The sequence below is a fragment of the Spirillospora sp. NPDC048824 genome (genome assembly GCF_043198455.1).
Lineage (GTDB): Bacteria > Actinomycetota > Actinomycetes > Streptosporangiales > Streptosporangiaceae > Spirillospora.
Window position 1 is genome coordinate 107465 of sequence record NZ_JBICUS010000019.1, and the last position, 17052, is coordinate 124516.

Annotated in this window: 10 protein-coding genes; 8 read left to right on the forward strand and 2 right to left on the reverse strand. The window is 67.6% G+C overall.

All coding sequences use genetic code 11. From position 1 onward, the window contains the following. The first annotated feature begins 65 nt into the window (after nucleotides 1-65). Nucleotides 66-965, forward strand: a complete 900-nt coding sequence (locus tag ACGFIS_RS30965) for a Ku protein (protein ID WP_392910720.1) — start codon at nucleotides 66-68, stop codon at nucleotides 963-965. Nucleotides 966-1036: 71 nt separating this feature from the next. Here the strand turns inward: ACGFIS_RS30965 and ACGFIS_RS30970 are convergent, their stop codons facing one another. Both ACGFIS_RS30970 and ACGFIS_RS30975 read right to left on the reverse strand, forming a co-directional pair. Further along, nucleotides 1037-1339, reverse strand: a complete 303-nt coding sequence (locus ACGFIS_RS30970) for a hypothetical protein (RefSeq protein WP_392910718.1) — start codon at nucleotides 1337-1339, stop codon at nucleotides 1037-1039. 212 nt (nucleotides 1340-1551) lie between these two features. After that, nucleotides 1552-3732, reverse strand: a complete 2181-nt coding sequence (locus tag ACGFIS_RS30975; RefSeq protein ID WP_392973369.1) for an MMPL family transporter — start codon at nucleotides 3730-3732, stop codon at nucleotides 1552-1554. A gap of 174 nt (nucleotides 3733-3906) precedes the next feature. Between ACGFIS_RS30975 and ACGFIS_RS30980 the strand changes: the two genes are divergently transcribed. The 7 genes from ACGFIS_RS30980 to ACGFIS_RS31010 all read left to right on the forward strand — a co-directional run. After that, nucleotides 3907-4626 carry a TetR/AcrR family transcriptional regulator gene (locus ACGFIS_RS30980; RefSeq protein WP_392910714.1) on the forward strand — a complete coding sequence of 240 codons (720 nt, stop codon included), beginning with the start codon at nucleotides 3907-3909 and terminating at the stop codon, nucleotides 4624-4626. 71 nt (nucleotides 4627-4697) lie between these two features. Next, nucleotides 4698-5276: a GNAT family N-acetyltransferase gene (locus ACGFIS_RS30985; protein WP_392910711.1), complete on the forward strand. Its 579-nt coding sequence runs from the start codon at nucleotides 4698-4700 to the stop codon at nucleotides 5274-5276. Between the two features lie 269 nt (nucleotides 5277-5545). Beyond that, complete coding sequence (locus ACGFIS_RS30990) at nucleotides 5546-5914, forward strand: type II toxin-antitoxin system RelE/ParE family toxin (RefSeq protein WP_392911054.1); 369 nt, start codon at nucleotides 5546-5548, stop codon at nucleotides 5912-5914. Further along, on the forward strand, nucleotides 5911-6279 hold the full coding sequence (locus ACGFIS_RS30995; RefSeq protein ID WP_392910708.1) for a helix-turn-helix domain-containing protein: 369 nt from the start codon (nucleotides 5911-5913) through the stop codon (nucleotides 6277-6279). Before ACGFIS_RS30990 ends, ACGFIS_RS30995 begins: the two co-directional genes overlap by 4 nt. Before the next feature lie 1047 nt (nucleotides 6280-7326). Beyond that, a complete protein-coding gene (locus ACGFIS_RS31000) occupies nucleotides 7327-8226 on the forward strand; it encodes a septum formation family protein (RefSeq protein WP_392910706.1) in 900 nt (299 codons plus the stop codon). A gap of 785 nt (nucleotides 8227-9011) precedes the next feature. Next, nucleotides 9012-12464: a LamG-like jellyroll fold domain-containing protein gene (locus tag ACGFIS_RS31005; protein ID WP_392910703.1), complete on the forward strand. Its 3453-nt coding sequence runs from the start codon at nucleotides 9012-9014 to the stop codon at nucleotides 12462-12464. 98 nt (nucleotides 12465-12562) lie between these two features. Then, a partial coding sequence (locus tag ACGFIS_RS31010) for an RHS repeat domain-containing protein (RefSeq protein WP_392973371.1) occupies nucleotides 12563-17052 on the forward strand: 4490 nt, incomplete at its 3' end.

Here is a 17052-nt window from a genome sequence, read left to right on the forward strand (position 1 = left end):
GGCCGGAACGTGGTGGGTTGTCGGAACGTGGTGGGTTGTCGGAACGTCGCGGGTAGGGGCAGGTCATGCGCAGTATCTGGAAGGGCGCCATCTCGTTCGGGCTGGTGACGATCCCGGTGAAGCTGTATTCGGCGACCGAGCAGAGGGACGTCAGCTTCCATCAGGTTCACCGGGAGGACGGGGCGCGCATCAAGTACAAGCGGGTGTGCACCGCCGACGGCGAGGAGGTGCCGTACTCCGACATCGCCAAGGGGTACGAACTGCCGAGCGGCGAGATGGTGATCCTCACCGACGAGGACTTCGCCGACCTGCCGCTGACGTCCAGCCGCCGGATCGACGTCCTGCAGTTCGTGGAGGCGGAGGAGGTCGACCCGATCTACTTCGCGAAGTCGTACTACCTGGAGCCCGACGCGCAGGGCGCCAAGCCGTACGTGCTGCTGCGGGACGCGCTGGAGAACTCGGGCCAGGTCGCCATCGTCAAGATCGCGATCCGGCAGCGGGAGTCGCTGGCGACGCTGCGGGTCCGGCAGGGCGTGTTCGTGCTGGAGACGATGCTCTGGCCGGACGAGGTCCGCGCGGCCGACTTCCCGTTCCTGGACGAGGACATCGAGATCCGCAAGCAGGAACTGTCGATGGCGACCTCGCTGATCGAGTCGATGGAGGGGGAGTTCGACCCGTCGGAGTACAAGGACGCCTACCGGGAGGCCCTCCAGTCGGTGATCGACGCCAAGGTCGAGGGCCGCGAGGTTGCGCGGCCCGCCGAGGGGGCCGAGGAGGAGCCCGCCGCCGACCTGCTCAGCGCGCTGCGCGCGAGCGTCGAGGCGGCGAAGAAGAGCCGCGGCGACAAGGACGGCAAGGCCGCGTCCGGCAAGGGGGAGGCGGAGAAGAAGCCCGCCGCGCGCAAGTCGCCGAAGTCGGGCCAGAAGAAGGAGCCGGCGAAGAGCCGCAGCCGCAAGTCGGCCTGACCACCCTGCCCGCACCGGAGCACGAACCGGCCCGCCGCCCGGCGACCTTCCACGGCCGGCGGGCTCGCGACCTAGTTGTCGCGGCGGGCGGTGAGGACGCGGGCGAGCGCGGTGGCGGCGGCGGACGGGTCGGCGACCGGCGCGATGCGCTCGCCCCAGCCGTAGAAGTACGACCAGCTGTCGTCCGACCGCTCCCGGGCGGCGATGACGTTCTCGTTCATCGCCCGCGTCCGCGGGTCGGCGACGATCGCGGAGGGCCACCGGTCGGCGGGGGCGGCGACCTCGACGGCCCAGCCGCGGGAGCGCAGTTCGTCGGTCAGGCGCTCCAGGTGCCCGAGTGCCGTCTCGGCGTCGCTGATCACTTGCGTGGACATGCTGCCTCCAAGGGAACGTCCCGTTAACGCGATGGGGGTCGCCGGGGGCCGTGCCGTGGGGCGTGTCACGCGAGGGTGCCGCCGGTGGGACGACGCTGTGCCGCCGGTCGAATGACGTTCAGTCTTCCGGTGGGTGAGGAAGACCACAAGCGGTTTGCGCGCATTGGCGGCCGGCGCGTCGCACGCGCCGGCCGCCGGAAGGGGGGCGGGGGTCAGCCCACGGGCTCCAGCTCCGGCCGGGACGGCGGCGCGGGCGAATCGCCCTCGCGGATGCCGTACCGGCGGTAGAGCCTGGCGAGCGGGCCCGGCGCCCACCAGTTCGCGCGGCCCAGCAGCCGCATCGTCGCGGGCACCAGCAGCGCCCGGACGATCGTCGCGTCCAGCAGGATCGCGATGGCCATCCCGACGCCGGTCATCTTGATGAACGTGATGCCCGAGGTCGCGAAAGCGCCGATCACGACGATGAACAGCACGGCGGCGCTGGTGATGATGGCGCCGGTGCGCTGGACGCCGGCGGCGACCGCCGCGGTGTTGTCGCCGGTCAAGTCGTACTGCTCGCGGACCCGCGACAGCAGGAACACCTCGTAGTCCATCGAGATGCCGAACAGCATGGCCAGCATCAGGATCGGCATCGCCGGGGAGATCGTGCCGGTCGCGGTGAAGTTCAGCAGCCCGGACAGATGCCCGTCCTGGAAGATCAGCACGACCGCGCCGAACGTGGCCGACAGCGACAGGACGTTCATCACGATCGCCTTCAGCGGCAGCAGGAGCGATCCGAACGCCAGGAACAGCAGGGCGAACGTCGCGCCGCCGACGAGCACGGCCAGCCAGGGCAGCGTCGAGCCGATGCTGCCGAGCTGGTCGACGACTCCGGCGGTGGCGCCGCCGACGTGCGACTGCGCACCGGGCGGTGCCGGGACGTCCCTGACGTCCTGGACGAGGTCGCGGGCGGCGCCGGAGTTGGGGTCGGCGTCGTAGCGCAGCGCGATCCGCGTCGTGGTGCCCTCGGCGCCGGTCACCGTCGCGTCCGTGACCCCGGGCAGCGCGGCCAGGCGGTCCCCGTACGCCTGGACCGCGGCCCGGTCGGACGTCCCCGTCACCACGGCCTCGATCGGGCTCGTGGCGTTGCGCGGGAACCGCGTCTCCAGCGTCTCGGCGACGACGCGGGCGTCGGCGCCGTCCGGCATGACCCTCGCGTCCACGCCGCCCCAGTCGATGCGCAGGAACGGGCCGCCGAGCGAGAGGAGAAGCGCCACGGTCGCGACGATGTAGATCAGCGGCCGGCGCATGACGCTGTGCGCCACCCGCCCCCACCAGCCGTCGACGCGGCTCTCGGAAGTCCTCTCCCCGCCGTTCTTTCCGCGCCGCCGGACCGACAGCGCGTTCACCTTCGGGCCGAGCGCGGCCAGCAGCGCGGGCAGCACGGTCAGCGCCCCGACCATGCAGACGACCACGGTCGCGATCCCGCCGTAGCCCATCGACACGAGGAACTTCTGGTCGAACAGCAGCAGCCCGGACAGCGACACCGCGACGGTCACGCCGGAGACCGCGACGGTGCGTCCGGCGGTGGCCATCGTCGCGGCGAGGGCGTCCTCGGCCGTGTGGCCGTCGCGCCGGATCTCCTCCCGGAACCGGCTCACCATGAACAGCCCGTAGTCGATGGCGAGGCCGAGCCCGAGGAACGTGGTGATGTTCACCGCGAAGATCGACACGTCGGTGACGTAGGTGAGGACGTGCAGCGCGGTGAACGAGCCGAGGATGGCGAGGCCGCCGACCAGCAGCGGCAGGCTCGCCGACACCAGCCCGCCGAAGATCAGCACGAGCAGCACCAGCAGCACGGGGATGGCCATGGCCTCGGCGCGCCCGATGTCGGACGAGACGCGCTCGTTGATCGCGGTCTCGGTGGCGACGTCCCCGCCGGCCTTGGCGGTGAGGCCGCCGCCGACCTCGGTGAGGTCGTCCCGGATCGACTCGTAGGCGCCGTCCCTCGCCTCCTGGTCGGCGCCGGCGAGTTCCAGGACGGCGTAGGTGGCGGTGTGGTCGCGGCTGACGAACTGCGGCGACCCGGTCGTCCAGTACGTGGCGGTGGCGGCGACCTTGTCCGCCGGCAACCCGGCCAGCGCCTGCTCGACCGAAGCCCGGAACGCCGGGTCGTCCACGGTCGTCCCGCCCTGGTAGAGGATCACGACGTCCGCCGCGTCCCGTCCGAGGTCGCGTTCGGCGATCTGTGCCGCCTTCGCGCTCTCACTGCCCGGTGTGTCGAATCCGCCGGACGAGGTCAGCGCGCCGAAGACGCCCGTCCCCCACACGCCGGCGAAGACCAGTGCCGCGCCCGCCACCGCGAGGACCCACCGGCGGCGCCTGTGGACCCATCGGCCCCATCGATCGAACATCGTGCTCTCCCCTGTCCAGTGACATCCGTGAGCTTCAGTGAATGCCGTTTACTGCGAACGGCGTTAACATTGCATACGATGTTCGCTTTAGTCAAGGCCGTTTCTGGGGAATCATGCGGGGACGGCCGGACGCGGGCCGACGAGGCCGGCAGGGACCAGAAAGAGGGCGGCGTAGTGGGAACACGGCGTGATCGGCTGCGCGCTGCGACGGTCAAGGAGATCTCCGAGACCGCCCGGCGGATCCTCGTCAAGGAGGGCCCCGAGGCGGTGACGCTCCGGGCGATCGCCCGGGACATGGGGATGACCGCGCCGGCGCTCTACCGCTACTTCGGCAGCCACGGCGAGCTGCTGCGGCACCTCGTCGGCGACCTCTTCACCGAGCTGACGGGCGAACTGCACGCCTCGATGGAGGCCGTCCCGCCCGGCGACCTGAGCCGCAAGCTCCTGGAGGTGTCACGCAGGTTCCGCCGCTGGGCGCTGGCGCACCCCCGCGAGTACGCGCTGCTGTTCGGCGCCCCCGTGCGCGGCGCCGGCCACCGGGAGGAGAGCGACTTCGCCGAGGAGTGCGCCCGCAGATTCGGCTGGACGTTCATGGCCCTGTTCCTGGAGCTGTGGAACAAGAAGCCGTTCCCCATCGCGTCCGACGACGAGATCGACCCCGCCCTGCGCCCGCAACTCGCCCGCTACCGCGACGAGGTCGCCGGCGTCGACCTGCCGCTCGGGGTGATCCAGCAGTTCCTCAAGTGCTGGATCAGGTTGCAGGGCGGCGTCAGCCTCGACGTCTTCGGCCACCTGGAGTTCGCCCTCGACGACGCCGAGCCCATGTTCGAGCTGATGCTCGCCGAGATAGTCCCGTCGCTCGGTCTCACCTACACCCCGCCCGCCCGCGACTGAGCGAACGCCCGCGACTGAGCGGGCGCCCGCGGACCCCGCCACCGACACGCGCCGCGGATTACCATCGACTGGTGATCACATGGCGGCGCGTCACCGAGGACGACTTCCCGCTGCTCGGCCGCTGGCTGCGGCAACCGTACGTGGCGCGCTGGTGGAACCACGACACCTCACCCGAAGGCGTCGCACGCGACTTCGGCGCCTCGGCCCGGGGAGAGGAACCCTCCGAAGACTGGCTGGCACTTGTGGACGGACGCCCGTTCGGCCTGGTCCAACGCTGCCGCCTGGCCGACTACCCCGAATACCTGGACGAACTGGCTCCGGTGGTGACCGTCCCGGAGGGAGCGGCGAGCATCGACTACCTGATCGGCGAACCGGACCTCGTCGGACGCGGCCACGGGACGCGGATGATCCGGGCGATGATCGAGCGGACCTGGCACGACTACCCGGACGCGACCTGCGTGATCGTGCCGGTCGTGGCGGCCAACCGCGCGTCCTGGCGGGCCCTGGAGAAGGCCGGACTGCGACGCGTGGCCGAAGGCGACCTCACCCCGGACAACCCCATCGACGACCCCGCCCACGTCATCTACCGCATCGACAGGGACGATCGCCGGCGTTCATCGGCCGCACCCCTTGAGGCCCAGTCCCCCTAGAAGACCTTTGTTCAAACGCATTGTTCTGCCGCCTGGGTGAACTCGCCGGGGTGCTCGCTGGGCAGGTCGTCCCACCGCAGCTGCCACGTTTGTGTCGAGGCATTGGTCCATGACCCGCCCGGGAGGGTCCGGCGCTGTAGCCCCGTGGCGTGGGCGACCGGCCTCTGCGTCCGGCGGTGTCTCCTGTCCGAAGCACACGGAAGGAGAAGCCTGAACACTGCTGTCCACCAGCCAGCTTATATAGATTTTTGTATAATCAGAGCGTGAGCATGCCATGGCGTATCGAGATCGAACCAGAGGTTCGGCAGTGGTTGGAACTCCTCAGTGACCGGCACTACGACAAGGCTGAACGGGCGGCCGACATGCTCGCATCACAGCCGACCACACTCGGCGAGCCGTACTCGCGGCACCTCGGCGGCAAGGTGCGGGAGTTACGCTTCGTCCTGGACGGCGACTGTGTCCGCATCACCTACTGGCTCGGCCCGCAGCAACGAATCGTGTTGCTTACGGTGTTCCGCAAGACCCGGCAACGCGAAGGAACGGAGATCGAACGGGCCCGACATGCGCAGAAGGTGTGTGAAACCGAGCACGACCCTGCCGAGCACACCTACGACAGGAGCAAGGAGGAAGCGTCGTGAATCACTCGCAGTGGAAGACCCGCCAGACCAAGAGGCTCCTGGGCGAGGAGGTCGAAGAATCCTCTGCCTACGTCGAGGCGGGACACGCCTTGGCGCTCGGCCAGGCCGTCCACGACCGCCGCGTCGCACTCGGCCTCTCCCAGACCGACCTGGCTCACCGCGCGCACATGACCCAGCCCCAGATCTCGAATATCGAAGGCGGTGATTCCGTACCGACCCTGGCCTTGCTCACTCGACTCGCCGGCGCACTCGACGCTTCCTTGACCATCCGGCTCGACAACGGCGACTCCACCTTCGTTTTCACGCCCCACCAAGAGTCTGGCCCCGGAGCGTCGTCCAGACACGGCCGCACCTCCGCCGCATGACCTGGTCCCCGCGGCGCCGGGACTGTTCGGGCATTCACGGCGTGGTTCCGGGGTAGTCGCCCAGGTGAAGAAGCCGAACTCGTCGTTGCGGACGCCGGCGAGGAAGGCTTCCCATTCGGCGCGGGTGTAGAGGATGACTTCGGCGCGGGGACGATGGCCGTGTCGGATGGCTACGCGGTCGGTGCCGTCCGTGGGGGGGCGGGTGATTCGATGTATATAAGTGGTGGTCGGGCACATGGCGCACCTGGACGGTTGTACCGGCGGGGATGTACACCGCCGACCCATCGCAACCGTCCAGGTCGGGAAATGCGAACAGCAGAAGGTGGCCGTCGCGGGGCAATGGGAGGTTCGTCGCCTCCTCGGGCAGGGCCGCGAGATCGATGGTCGCGATGAGGTGCTCGGGGAGGTCCCCGTCCAACGCGGCAACGCGGAGATCGGGCGGAAGCATCACCGGACCTCCGAGGCGGCCCACAGGCGGCCCTTCCGCCTTTGTCGTCAGATTGACGCGCCGGCGGGCCAATTCCAGCCACCGCTCCACGTCCTCGGACGGAATCCCGGATTCGAGCGCCGCGCTGCGGAAGCGGTCCAGCTTCTCCCGAAGTGCCAGGGGCAACGTGCCTGCCGTACTTCTCGCGTTCTCCGCGGTGCCGGGTTCTGTGCTGCGTCCGCCGGATCCGGCCGGTGAACCCTCGGACTTGTCGGGCAAGAGGTGCTCCAATGGGTCGTTCCAGTCGATGCGCTCGCCCCGCCCATCCGACTGGACCGGCGGACACGGGGGCACTCTCGCACATGGATCCGACGATCGCCGGACGGCGGCGCCCATGCCCCACCTGCGGTGCTCCTGACGTCTGGGCGGGGCTGCTACGCCGCAGTTGCCTCGGCGTCGGGCGTGTAGCCGCTGGTGCGCCAGGCTCTATGGCGCGTGTTCGCGCCCGGTTTGTGATCTTGCCGTCATAAGCTCCCCGTGTGACGATGCCACCTGACACTGACGACGTTTCTGAACCCGCGATTCCCGCCCCGCCCACCGAGCTCACCCGGACGAACCGGTTGGCGATCATCGCGCTGGTCACCGGTGCCGCCGGCCTGGTGGCGTTCGCAGTCGGCTTCGCCGTCGCCGCGCTCGTCCAAGCGGGCCGGCGTGGTGAGAAGGGGCGGGGGCTCGCCGTCGCCGCCCTGGCGGTGTCCGGCGTCTGGCTTGTCGCGGCGACGTTTCTACTGATCGCCGCCGGCGGAGACGACGACGAGGAGGCCTCTGCTCGAGAAGTGGAGGGGCCACGGGCTTCGGCCCTGGCGGACGAGGACTGCTTCACCGACTTCCGGCAGGCGGGAACGAAGTTCTTCGCGCGAGCCGTGCCGTGCACGAGTTCTCACCAGGGAGAGGTCGTCGCCAAGCCGGACCTGCCCATCCTTGACTACCCCGGTGATGGGCGGCTGGCCGCAGAGGGGGAGAAGGCGTGCCGGGTTCAGGCGTCGTCGCTGTACGCGGCCGGCCGTGACGACGAGTTCACCTTGGTCGTCGCCCGTCCGGACAAGAAGGCGTGGGACAGCGGCGAGCGGGCCGTGACGTGTCTCCTGCGCTACACCGGAGGGCCGAAGAACTTCCGGCTCCAGGGGGTTTGGCATTCCCTGTCCTTGCTGGTCACGGGCCAGTGTGTTGGAACTTGGAGGGATACGGGTGTGGTGGACGTCGTCGAGTGCACGAAGAAGCACGAGGTCCAGGTTTTCGCGAGGCTCACACTGAAGGGCAAGAAGGCTCCCGACCAGGTGAAGGTCTACGCCCGTTGTGCCGAGCGGGCACGGCGTATCTTCGGTCGGAACCCGCCGGCGCATCTGCTGCTGCGCATCGGTGGGCCCAACCTGCGGGAGTGGGGGAGCGGGGAGAAGTATGCCGTCTGCCTGGTCGCCGACAAGAACGGCCCACTCACCCGCTCAGTGATCCCGAAGTGAGGACGGGTTGGCTGCGGCACTCATCCTGCGGGCCTCGCCCGAGGTTGCGGTGTCAGCCGACCGGCTTGTGGACGGCGGCGGACAGCGGCGTAGGCCGCCGTCTCGGCGGCAAGGTGTGGCACCCGACGTCGGGGCCGGCTGCAGTGCGGCGTGCATGCCAGCGGTCTGGGCGGCGAGCACCTCGATCGCCTCGACGAAACAGCGGTGGGCGGTTGCCTCGATACCCGGTCGTCACCGCCGAGCAGAGCCGTGTCGGTCCGGTCCTGAACCGCCGTAGCACCAGCACCGCCTCTCATAAACAGGTCAGCATCCTGATCGCCTTTACGCACTCAGAGGCTTGTTTGTGACATGGAAAGCTTCCTTGTCCGGATCGGTTTCGATGAGATGCCCTCAGTCAATCGTGGCGTCTTCTGCGGTTGACGGCGGAAAACCTATGTGGTCCGACCTCTGATCGCCCTTTCCGGATGCCCAGTATCCTCCGAAATACAGGACCGCAATTCTGCTCCGCGTGCGCAAGGTCACTGAGTGTTGAGCGGAGGTATCAAGAGCCCAGGGCAGGCGATCAAGCGCTTTGGTATATCCCTTCGAAAACCGTGAGGTAGATCACAAAAGGTAGATCATCAGCTGGTCTTCTCGGCAGCCGGCCGGCGAGTTACCTTTAAGCGGTTAACAACCCTTCACGCCTTGGGATTCACATGGGTCGCGGTGTGGCATGCCGGTCTACATCGGTTTCTCGTTCGTTGTTGTGGCGGCGCCCCGCCTGGTTGGCCCGTGTTCTGGCATTGGTGTTGGTCGCCGGATTCCTGCAGGTTCCGGCCGGGTTAGTGATGCGGGAGCCCGCAGCTCACGCTGATGAGCCGAGAGTCGAGGCGAGCGAGAAGGAGGCTCTTGCCACGGCCAAACAGACCGGTGAAGCGGTGGAGATCGCCTCCCGGCGTGGCGAGACCCGGACTGTACGGGCCCTGCCGAACGGCCGTATCGAGATCGAACAGCGTGTGCAGCCTATTCGTGCACGTCAAGGCGGTGAATGGGTCGATATTGATACCACTTTGCGTCGTTCGGGGGACGTGGTGGTTCCGGGTGCGACGACGGTCGGGCTGAAGTTCTCCGGTGGAGGGAACGGCCCGATGGTGCAGTTGACCCGGGCGGGTCGTACGTTGGCGCTGTCGTGGTCGCAGGCATTGCCCGAGCCGACCCTGGACGGTGACACCGCCGTTTATGAGGGTGTGGCGGGCCCGGATGTGGATTTGCGGTTGCGGGCGCGGGCGGACGGGTTCGCGCATGTGCTGGTGGTCAAGACCGCCGCGGCGGCCACGAATCCGATGGTGGCCGAGTTGGTGATGGCGATGTCGACCACCCGCCTTGCGGTGAGTGAGGAGCCGGGCAGCGGGGTGTTGAAGGCCACCGACCCGGGTTCGGGTGCAGCTGTGTTCGAGGCGCCGTCCCCGAAGATGTGGGACTCCTCCCAGGCAGGGGCGACGTCGCAGTCCCGCGTCCAGGCGGAGGCAGAGCCGACCGAGGAACCGGCGGAGGGTGCCAAGATCGCGCCGATCGATGTGGCCGTCGGGAACGGCAATCTCACTTTGACTCCGGATCAGGGGCTGCTGACGGCGCCGGACACCAGGTTCCCGGTGTACATCGATCCCGTGTGGGCGACGTACAAGGCGTCCAGTTGGGGGATGGTGTCCTCGGGCTGGCCGGACCAGTCGTACTACAAATTCGCCGGAAAGTCGACCGAGGGGATGGGCCGCTGCGAGGTGGCCGATGACCCCAACTGTGTGAAGAACCAGACCAAGCGGCTGTTCTTCCGAATGTCGCTGCCGGCGATCAAGGGCCGCTACATCCAGAACGTGGAGTTCACCGCGTTCGAGACCTACGCCTACAACTGCAGCAATCCGACTTCGGTGCAGTTGTGGCGGACGAACACGTTGCAGTCGTATGCGACGTGGAACAACACCAACAGCTCCTCGGTGTGGGATGAGCATCTGACCTCGCAGGATGTGGCGTACTGCTCCAAGACGCCGGTGGAGTTCGGCGGGTCGAAGCTGCGCGCGCATGTACAGGACGCGGTCAACAAAGGTCACAGCACGATCACGCTCGGGTTGAAAGCCTATAGCGAGTCGGGCATGGCGTGGTGGAAACGGTTCGCTGATGACGCGTATCTGAAGGTGCAGTACAACAACCCGCCTTTGCAGCCCGACACCGACACGATGTACGCCGACCCGGGCACCAAGTGCCTGCCCAGCGGCGAGGCCAAGACGGTCAACGACTTCTCCACCCTGTACGCCTATCTGAGGGATCCTGACGACGAGGACGAAAACAAGGTGCAGGGGCAGTTCACGTTGCACTGGGCGAACAACCCCGACGGGTCGGACTGGGGCGAAAAATGGACGTCGGCGTTGACGGGGCCAAAGGCCACGAACAGCAAGTTCGATGTCGAGGTGCCCTCGACGATTCCGCAGGGCACGAAGATCGGCTGGGGCGTGCGGGCCTGGGACGGTGAGCAGTGGGGCCCGTGGAGCTACGCCGGCGCCCAAACCGGCTGCTACTTCTACTACGACCCCGCGAAGCCCGGGGAGCCGACCATCTCCTCGGCCGACTACCCCCAGGACGGCGCTGCGCACGGTGGTGTGGGCCAGGCCGGGACGTTCACCATCTCCGACCCTGAAGGTGCCGCCGACCGCTTCCAGATCACCCTGAACAGCGAGCCGTTGACGACGGTGACCACCACCGCCGGTGCGGCGCGGCAGGTGCAGATCGCGCCGACCCGCCTGGGCCCCAACATCTTGACGGTGCAGGCGCTGGCGCCTTCCAGCCAGGTGGGTCCGTCCGTGTCCTATGAGTTCCGTGCGAACGCCGGTTCGGCTCCGCTGGCCAGTTTCAAGCTGGACGAACCGGCCGGTGCGACCACGTTGCAGGCGGTGACCCGGTCTGGTGAACCGGCCGTTTCGGCGGCCGTACACGGGGGCGTGACGGCGGGCACCGTCGGCCACGTCGATCAGGCGGTCCAATTGGACGGTTCCACCGGATACGCCGCTACTGACAGCCCGGTCATGGATACGAGCGAGAGTTTCTCGGTGTCGGCGTGGGTCTGGGTGGACGCATCCGATCCGGACAACGACTTCACGGTGCTGTCCGCGGAGGGAAACTACTTCAGCGGGTTCTATCTGAAGTATGTGAAGAGTACGCAGAAGTGGGTGTTCGCCAAGACCGCGTACGACACCAATCAGTCCGGCTGGTACCAGGCCACGTCGGCGCGGCCGGCGCATGCCGGGGCCTGGACGCACCTGGTCGGGGTGTGGGACGCGGTGGCCAAGCGGCTGCGCATCTATGTGAACGGCGAGAAGGGGATCGATAGTCCTGAAGTGACATTGACCTGGAACGCCACCGGCGGTTTGCAGATCGGACGGGCCAAGTACGCCGGTGTTCCGGTCGACTACTGGCCCGGAAAGATCGACGACGTGCACGTCTATGACCGCATCCTGGGCGCCAAGGAAGCCGAGGACATGGTGGCCGAGCATCCCGTGCTCAAGGCTCGGTGGATGCTGAACACCAACGGCCAGGCGGACCCGTTTCCTGAAGATGCCCCCGACCTGCAGTTCCACAACGGTGCGGTCCTTGCGCCGGATGCGGGCTTCGGGTGGGGGACCTCGCCGGCGGGTCTGATGCTGGGCGCCGGCCAGGCGTTCGCCGAGACCCCGGCGCCGCCGGTCTGGACGGACGAGAGTTTCACGATCGCAGGGTGGGTGCGCAACATGGGGCGCCCGCAGCAGCCGGCCACGGTGTTCTCCCAGCCCGGTTCCCAGGCGAATGTGTTCGCGTTGCGGTACGTGCCTGGAGAGGATCCGGTCGAGCAAGGCGGATGGCAGGTCGTGATGCGCAATTCCGATGATGCGGCCGCCACTACGCTGGTCGCTTCTCACTCCCGGTTCCTCATGGGGAATTGGGTTCATGTCGCGGTGGTGTATGACGCGCTGCGGCATCGGGTCAGTCTTTATGTCAACGGGCAACTCGAAGAAACATCCGGCGGGGTATCGCAGGAGGACCAGGTGTTCCCCTTCAAAGCGCAGAACAACGGCGGCCTGCAGGTAGGCCGCAACAAGTTCGGTGCGCCTGACGGCACCGAGTTCTGGCCGGATGCAGTCGACGACGTGTGGGCCTACCAGGCCGCGCTGACCCCACAGCAGGTCGCCGGTCTCGCCGTCGACACGGAACTCCCCACCAAAACCGGACCCTGACCGCACCCGGCCGCCACATATTTCCGGGTGGCGGCCCTTCGGGCGAACCCATCTTGGACTTGATGCATGCCGAGTGTGCCCGTTGAGGGACCCGCTCTGTGGAGGATGTCGTGAAGGCAGGCCGCGTTACGTTCCGTCGTCGGACGCTGGTACTCGAACCGCGGCGGTCGGCCCGTGCCGTCGCGATCGTGACGGCGGTGGCGCTGGCGGCCGGGCTGGTGTCGGTCCCGCCGGCGCTGGCCGACCCGCCGAACTCTGAGCGACCCAAGGTCGAAGACCACGAGCGGGTGGTAGACGGCCGGTCCCTGAAAGCGCGGCCACGGAAAGCCGCCCCGGCCAAGCCTGGCCCGGCGGCCAGGGCGGCGTGGCCCAAGCCCGCTGCGGCCGAGGTGGACGTGCCGTCCGCCTCGGGCCAGGCCCGCAGCAGCAGGGGCTCTGATGGCGACGAAGGCGAAGTGGGCGAGCTCCCGATCGAGATTCTGGCGCCTGGCGGGCGGAAGCGTGCTGCCAGGTCAGTGCCGCCGGCGCAGCGGGTACAGGTGCAGGTCCTGGACCGGCGAACGGCCCGCGGAGCAGGTGTGGACGGGCTGGCGTTCACGGTGGCCCGCACCGATGCCGCCGCGCCGGGGCGAGTGAAGCTTCGGCTGGATTACTCGGAGTTCGTGCAGGCGTTCGGTGGCGCGTACGGCGCCCGGTTGCGGCTGATGGAATTGCCCGCGTGCGCGTTGACGACGCCGAACAAGCCCCAGTGCCGCACCCCGAAGCCGGTGACGGCTACCAACGACGGCGCGGCCAAAACCTTGACCGCCGAGGTCGAGGCCGCCCCGGCCGCCCCCTCGGGATCGGCGGCGGTGACCGCCACGGGGCAGAACGCCACACTGCTGGTCGCGGCAGCCGGATCTGACAGTTCGCAGGGTGATTACGGGGCGACGTCGCTGGAGGCGTCGGCGACCTGGCAGGCTGGCGGGAACAGCGGGGATTTCACCTGGTCGTATCCGATGCGGGTGCCACCTGTGCCTGGCGAGCTGACACCCCAGGTCGCAGTCTCCTACTCCTCGGGCAGTGTGGATGGTCGGACCGCCAACTCCAACGGGCAGCCGTCCTGGCTAGGTGAGGGATTCGATCTGTGGCCGGGATATATCGAGCGGCGCTACAAGTCGTGTAAGGAAGACGGGGCCCCCACAGATGAATGGGGCAACGATCCCGCGGACCAGTGTTGGGGCTATGACAACGCCACCGTCACCTGGGCCGGCAAGGGCGGGGAGCTGATCAAGGCTTCTGACGGCACCTGGCGGATGAAGAATGACGACGGCACCAAATTCGAGAGGCTGACCAGCTCCTCGAACAGCAATGGTGACGACAATGGGGAGTACTGGAAGGTCACCACCACCGACGGGATCCAGTACTTCTTCGGCCTCAACCGACTTCCGGGCTGGGTGAGCGGAAAACCGGAGACTAAATCGACGTGGACCGTCCCGGTGTTCGGTGACGACTCCGGCGAACCGTGTCACGGGTCGTCGTTTGCCGCGTCCTGGTGTCAGCAGGCTTACCGCTGGAACTTGGACTATGTCGTGGACCCGGGCGGGAACGCGATCAACTACACCTACGGCCAGGAGATCAACCACTACGGCCGCAACCTCAAGGCCGCCGACGAGACCCCGTACGTGCGCGGCGGGTACTTGAAGACGATCTCCTACGGGCTGCGCAAGGACGCCCTGTTCGCCAAGGCACCCGCACAGGTCACCTTCACCACCTCCGAACGCTGCATCCCCAACGCGACCTTCGACTGCGACCCGTCCAAGATCGGAACGAACCCGGACAAGTGGTGGGACGTTCCTTGGGACCTGCACTGCGACGCCGGGCAGGAATGCAAGGAAACCCACGGCGCTCTAGCGCCAACGTTCTGGTCCCGCAAACGGCTCACCCAGGTCACTACCCAGATCATTAAGAGCGACGGTTCGGGGTACCGGCCCGTGGATTCGTGGTCGATGAACCACTCCTGGGGGCTGGCTGACGTCGAACGTGACCTGCTGCTGGACGAAATCCAACACACCGGCCACGCTGCCGATGGCACCACGACCATGCTGCCGAAGGTGAAGTTCCAACAAGTCCAACTCGCCAACCGGCTGGACAAGACCGGCGACGACATCCTGCCCTACGTCCGGTACCGGGTCGGCACGATCTCTGATGAGTCCGGTGGACAGATCGACATAGATTACTCCGATCCTGACTGTTCGCTGAGCAACCTCCCGACGCCGGAGACCAACACCACCCGGTGCATGCCGGTGATCTGGACACCCCCGGGTCGGGAGGACCCGATCACCGACTGGTTCCACAAATACGTGGTCAACTCGGTGATCCAGACTGACCGCACCGGACTGTCCCCGGACATGGCCACCAAGTACGAGTACCTGGGTGGCGCGGCCTGGCATTTCGACGACGATGACGGGCTGACCAAGGAGAAGAACAAGACATGGTCGCAGTGGCGCGGCTACGGCCACGTCCGCACCCTCACAGGCTCCTATAACACCCCTTCCACCCAGGCCGACACCTACTACTTGCGGGGTATGGACGGCGACCGTAAGACCAAGGCCGGTGGGACCAAATCGGTGACCGTCTCCGACGGCGAGGGCGGCACCCACACCGACCACAGCGCCCATGCCGGGTTCACCCTCAAGACCGTCCAGTACACCGGGCCGGGCGGCAGCATCCATTCCAAGACGGTCAACACCCCGTGGCGAATCCAGACCGCGTCACGCACCCGCTCCTGGGGAACCACGACGGCGAACGTTACCGCGACCGACACCTCCCGGACCTGGACCGTCAAGGACGGCGGCGGCTGGACCGAGACCAAGACCGACAACACCTTCGAAGACTCCGGCCCCGGCGTCGGCAGAGCCATCGCGGTCAACGACCTGGGCGACACCAGCACGCCCAGCGATGACAAATGCACCCGCACCAGCTACGCCGACAACACCGGCGCCTGGATGGCGAAGTTCCCCTCCCGGCTGGAGACCGTCTCGGTGGCCTGCACCGTCACCCCCGACCGGCCTGCTCAGATCCTCTCCGACGTGCGCACCTACTACGACAACGGTGCCTTCGGCGCCGGCCCGTCCAAGGGCCGTGTCACCAAGGTCGAGAAGCTCGCCGAATACGACGGCGGCGCCCCTCGATACGTCGCACAGACCGCGACGGTCTACGACGACTACGGCAGGACGACCAAGGTCATCGACGCCGCCGGTCAATCCGCCACCACCGCCTACGTCGACACCCAGGGCCTGAACACCCAAATCACCACCACCAGCCCGCCCGCCAAACCCGGCGACTCCTCAACCGCACTGACCGCGGTGCAGCACCTCGACCCCGCATGGGGCGTCCCGATCACCACCATCGACCAGTCCAACTGGGGACAGCGCACGGACTACGCCTACGACCCGCTCGGCCGGCTGACCAAGGTATGGCTGCCCAACCAGTCCAAGGCCAACGACCAAAATCCCAACTACGAGTACGAATACCGCGTCACCGAGAACCAGATCGTCGCCGTCACCACCACAACGCTGACCGCAACCGGCGGACAGCGGCTATCGGGGATCAAACTGCTGGACGGGTGGCTACGCCCCCGCCAAGCCCAGGTGCCCGGCCAGACAGGACGGTTGATCAGCGACACCTTCTACGACAACCGCGGCCAAGTCGTCAAAACCTACGCCCCCTACGCGGCCGAGGGAGCACCCAGCACCGAACTGTTCGGCGTCGGCACACCCGGCCAGGTCGAAACCCAGACCCGCACCGAATACGACGGCCTGGGCCGCAAGACCCTCGAGAAACTCACCACCGGCAACGGCTCCCAACCCGACGCGGAATTGTGGCGCACCACCTACACCTACGGCGGCGGCGACCGCGTCTCGGTCACCCCACCCGCCGGCGCCACCCCAACCGCCCAGATCACCAACGCCCAAGGGCAGGTGATCGAACGCCGCCAGTACAAGGCCGCCACCCTAACTGGCGACTACGACGCCACCCACTACACCTACAGCCCTGCCGGGCTGCTCGCCACGGTCACCGACCCGTCCGGCAACACCTTCACCAGCACCTACGACCTCCTCGGCCGCAAAACCACGACCACCGACCCCGACACCGGCACCATCGCCTTCACCTACGACGACCTGGACCGCCTCACCTCGACCACCGACGCCCGCGGCAAGAAGGTCTTCACCGACTACGACGGACTGGGCCGCAAGACCGCCACCCGCGAAGGCGCGGCCGACGGACCCCTCCTAGCGTCCTGGACCTACGACACCGCCCCCTTCGGCAAGGGCAAACTCGCCACCGCCACCCGACACACCAGCGACGGCGACTACATCAGCACGGTGCGCCACTACGACCAGCTCGGCCGCGCCGACAAAACCGCCCTCACTATCCCCGCATCACAAGGCGCACTTGCTGGCCGCTATCTGTTCTCCACCGGGTACGGCCTGGACGAAACCATTCGGGCGCAGTCGCACCCCGCCGCCGGCGGCCTCCCGACCGAAAGCGTCACCTACGAATACGACGACCTGCTACGCCCCACCAGCCTGACCGGCAACACCAG

Bases quoted from the DNA above. Each gene is read 5' to 3' on its own strand.
- ACGFIS_RS30975 (WP_392973369.1), bottom strand. From the start codon at position 3,732: ATGTTCGATCGATGGGGCCGATGGGTCCACAGGCGCCGCCGGTGGGTC.
- ACGFIS_RS30970 (WP_392910718.1), bottom strand. From the start codon at position 1,339: ATGTCCACGCAAGTGATCAGCGACGCCGAGACGGCACTCGGGCACCTG.
- ACGFIS_RS30990 (WP_392911054.1), top strand. From the start codon at position 5,546: ATGCCATGGCGTATCGAGATCGAACCAGAGGTTCGGCAGTGGTTGGAA.
- ACGFIS_RS30965 (WP_392910720.1), top strand. From the start codon at position 66: ATGCGCAGTATCTGGAAGGGCGCCATCTCGTTCGGGCTGGTGACGATC.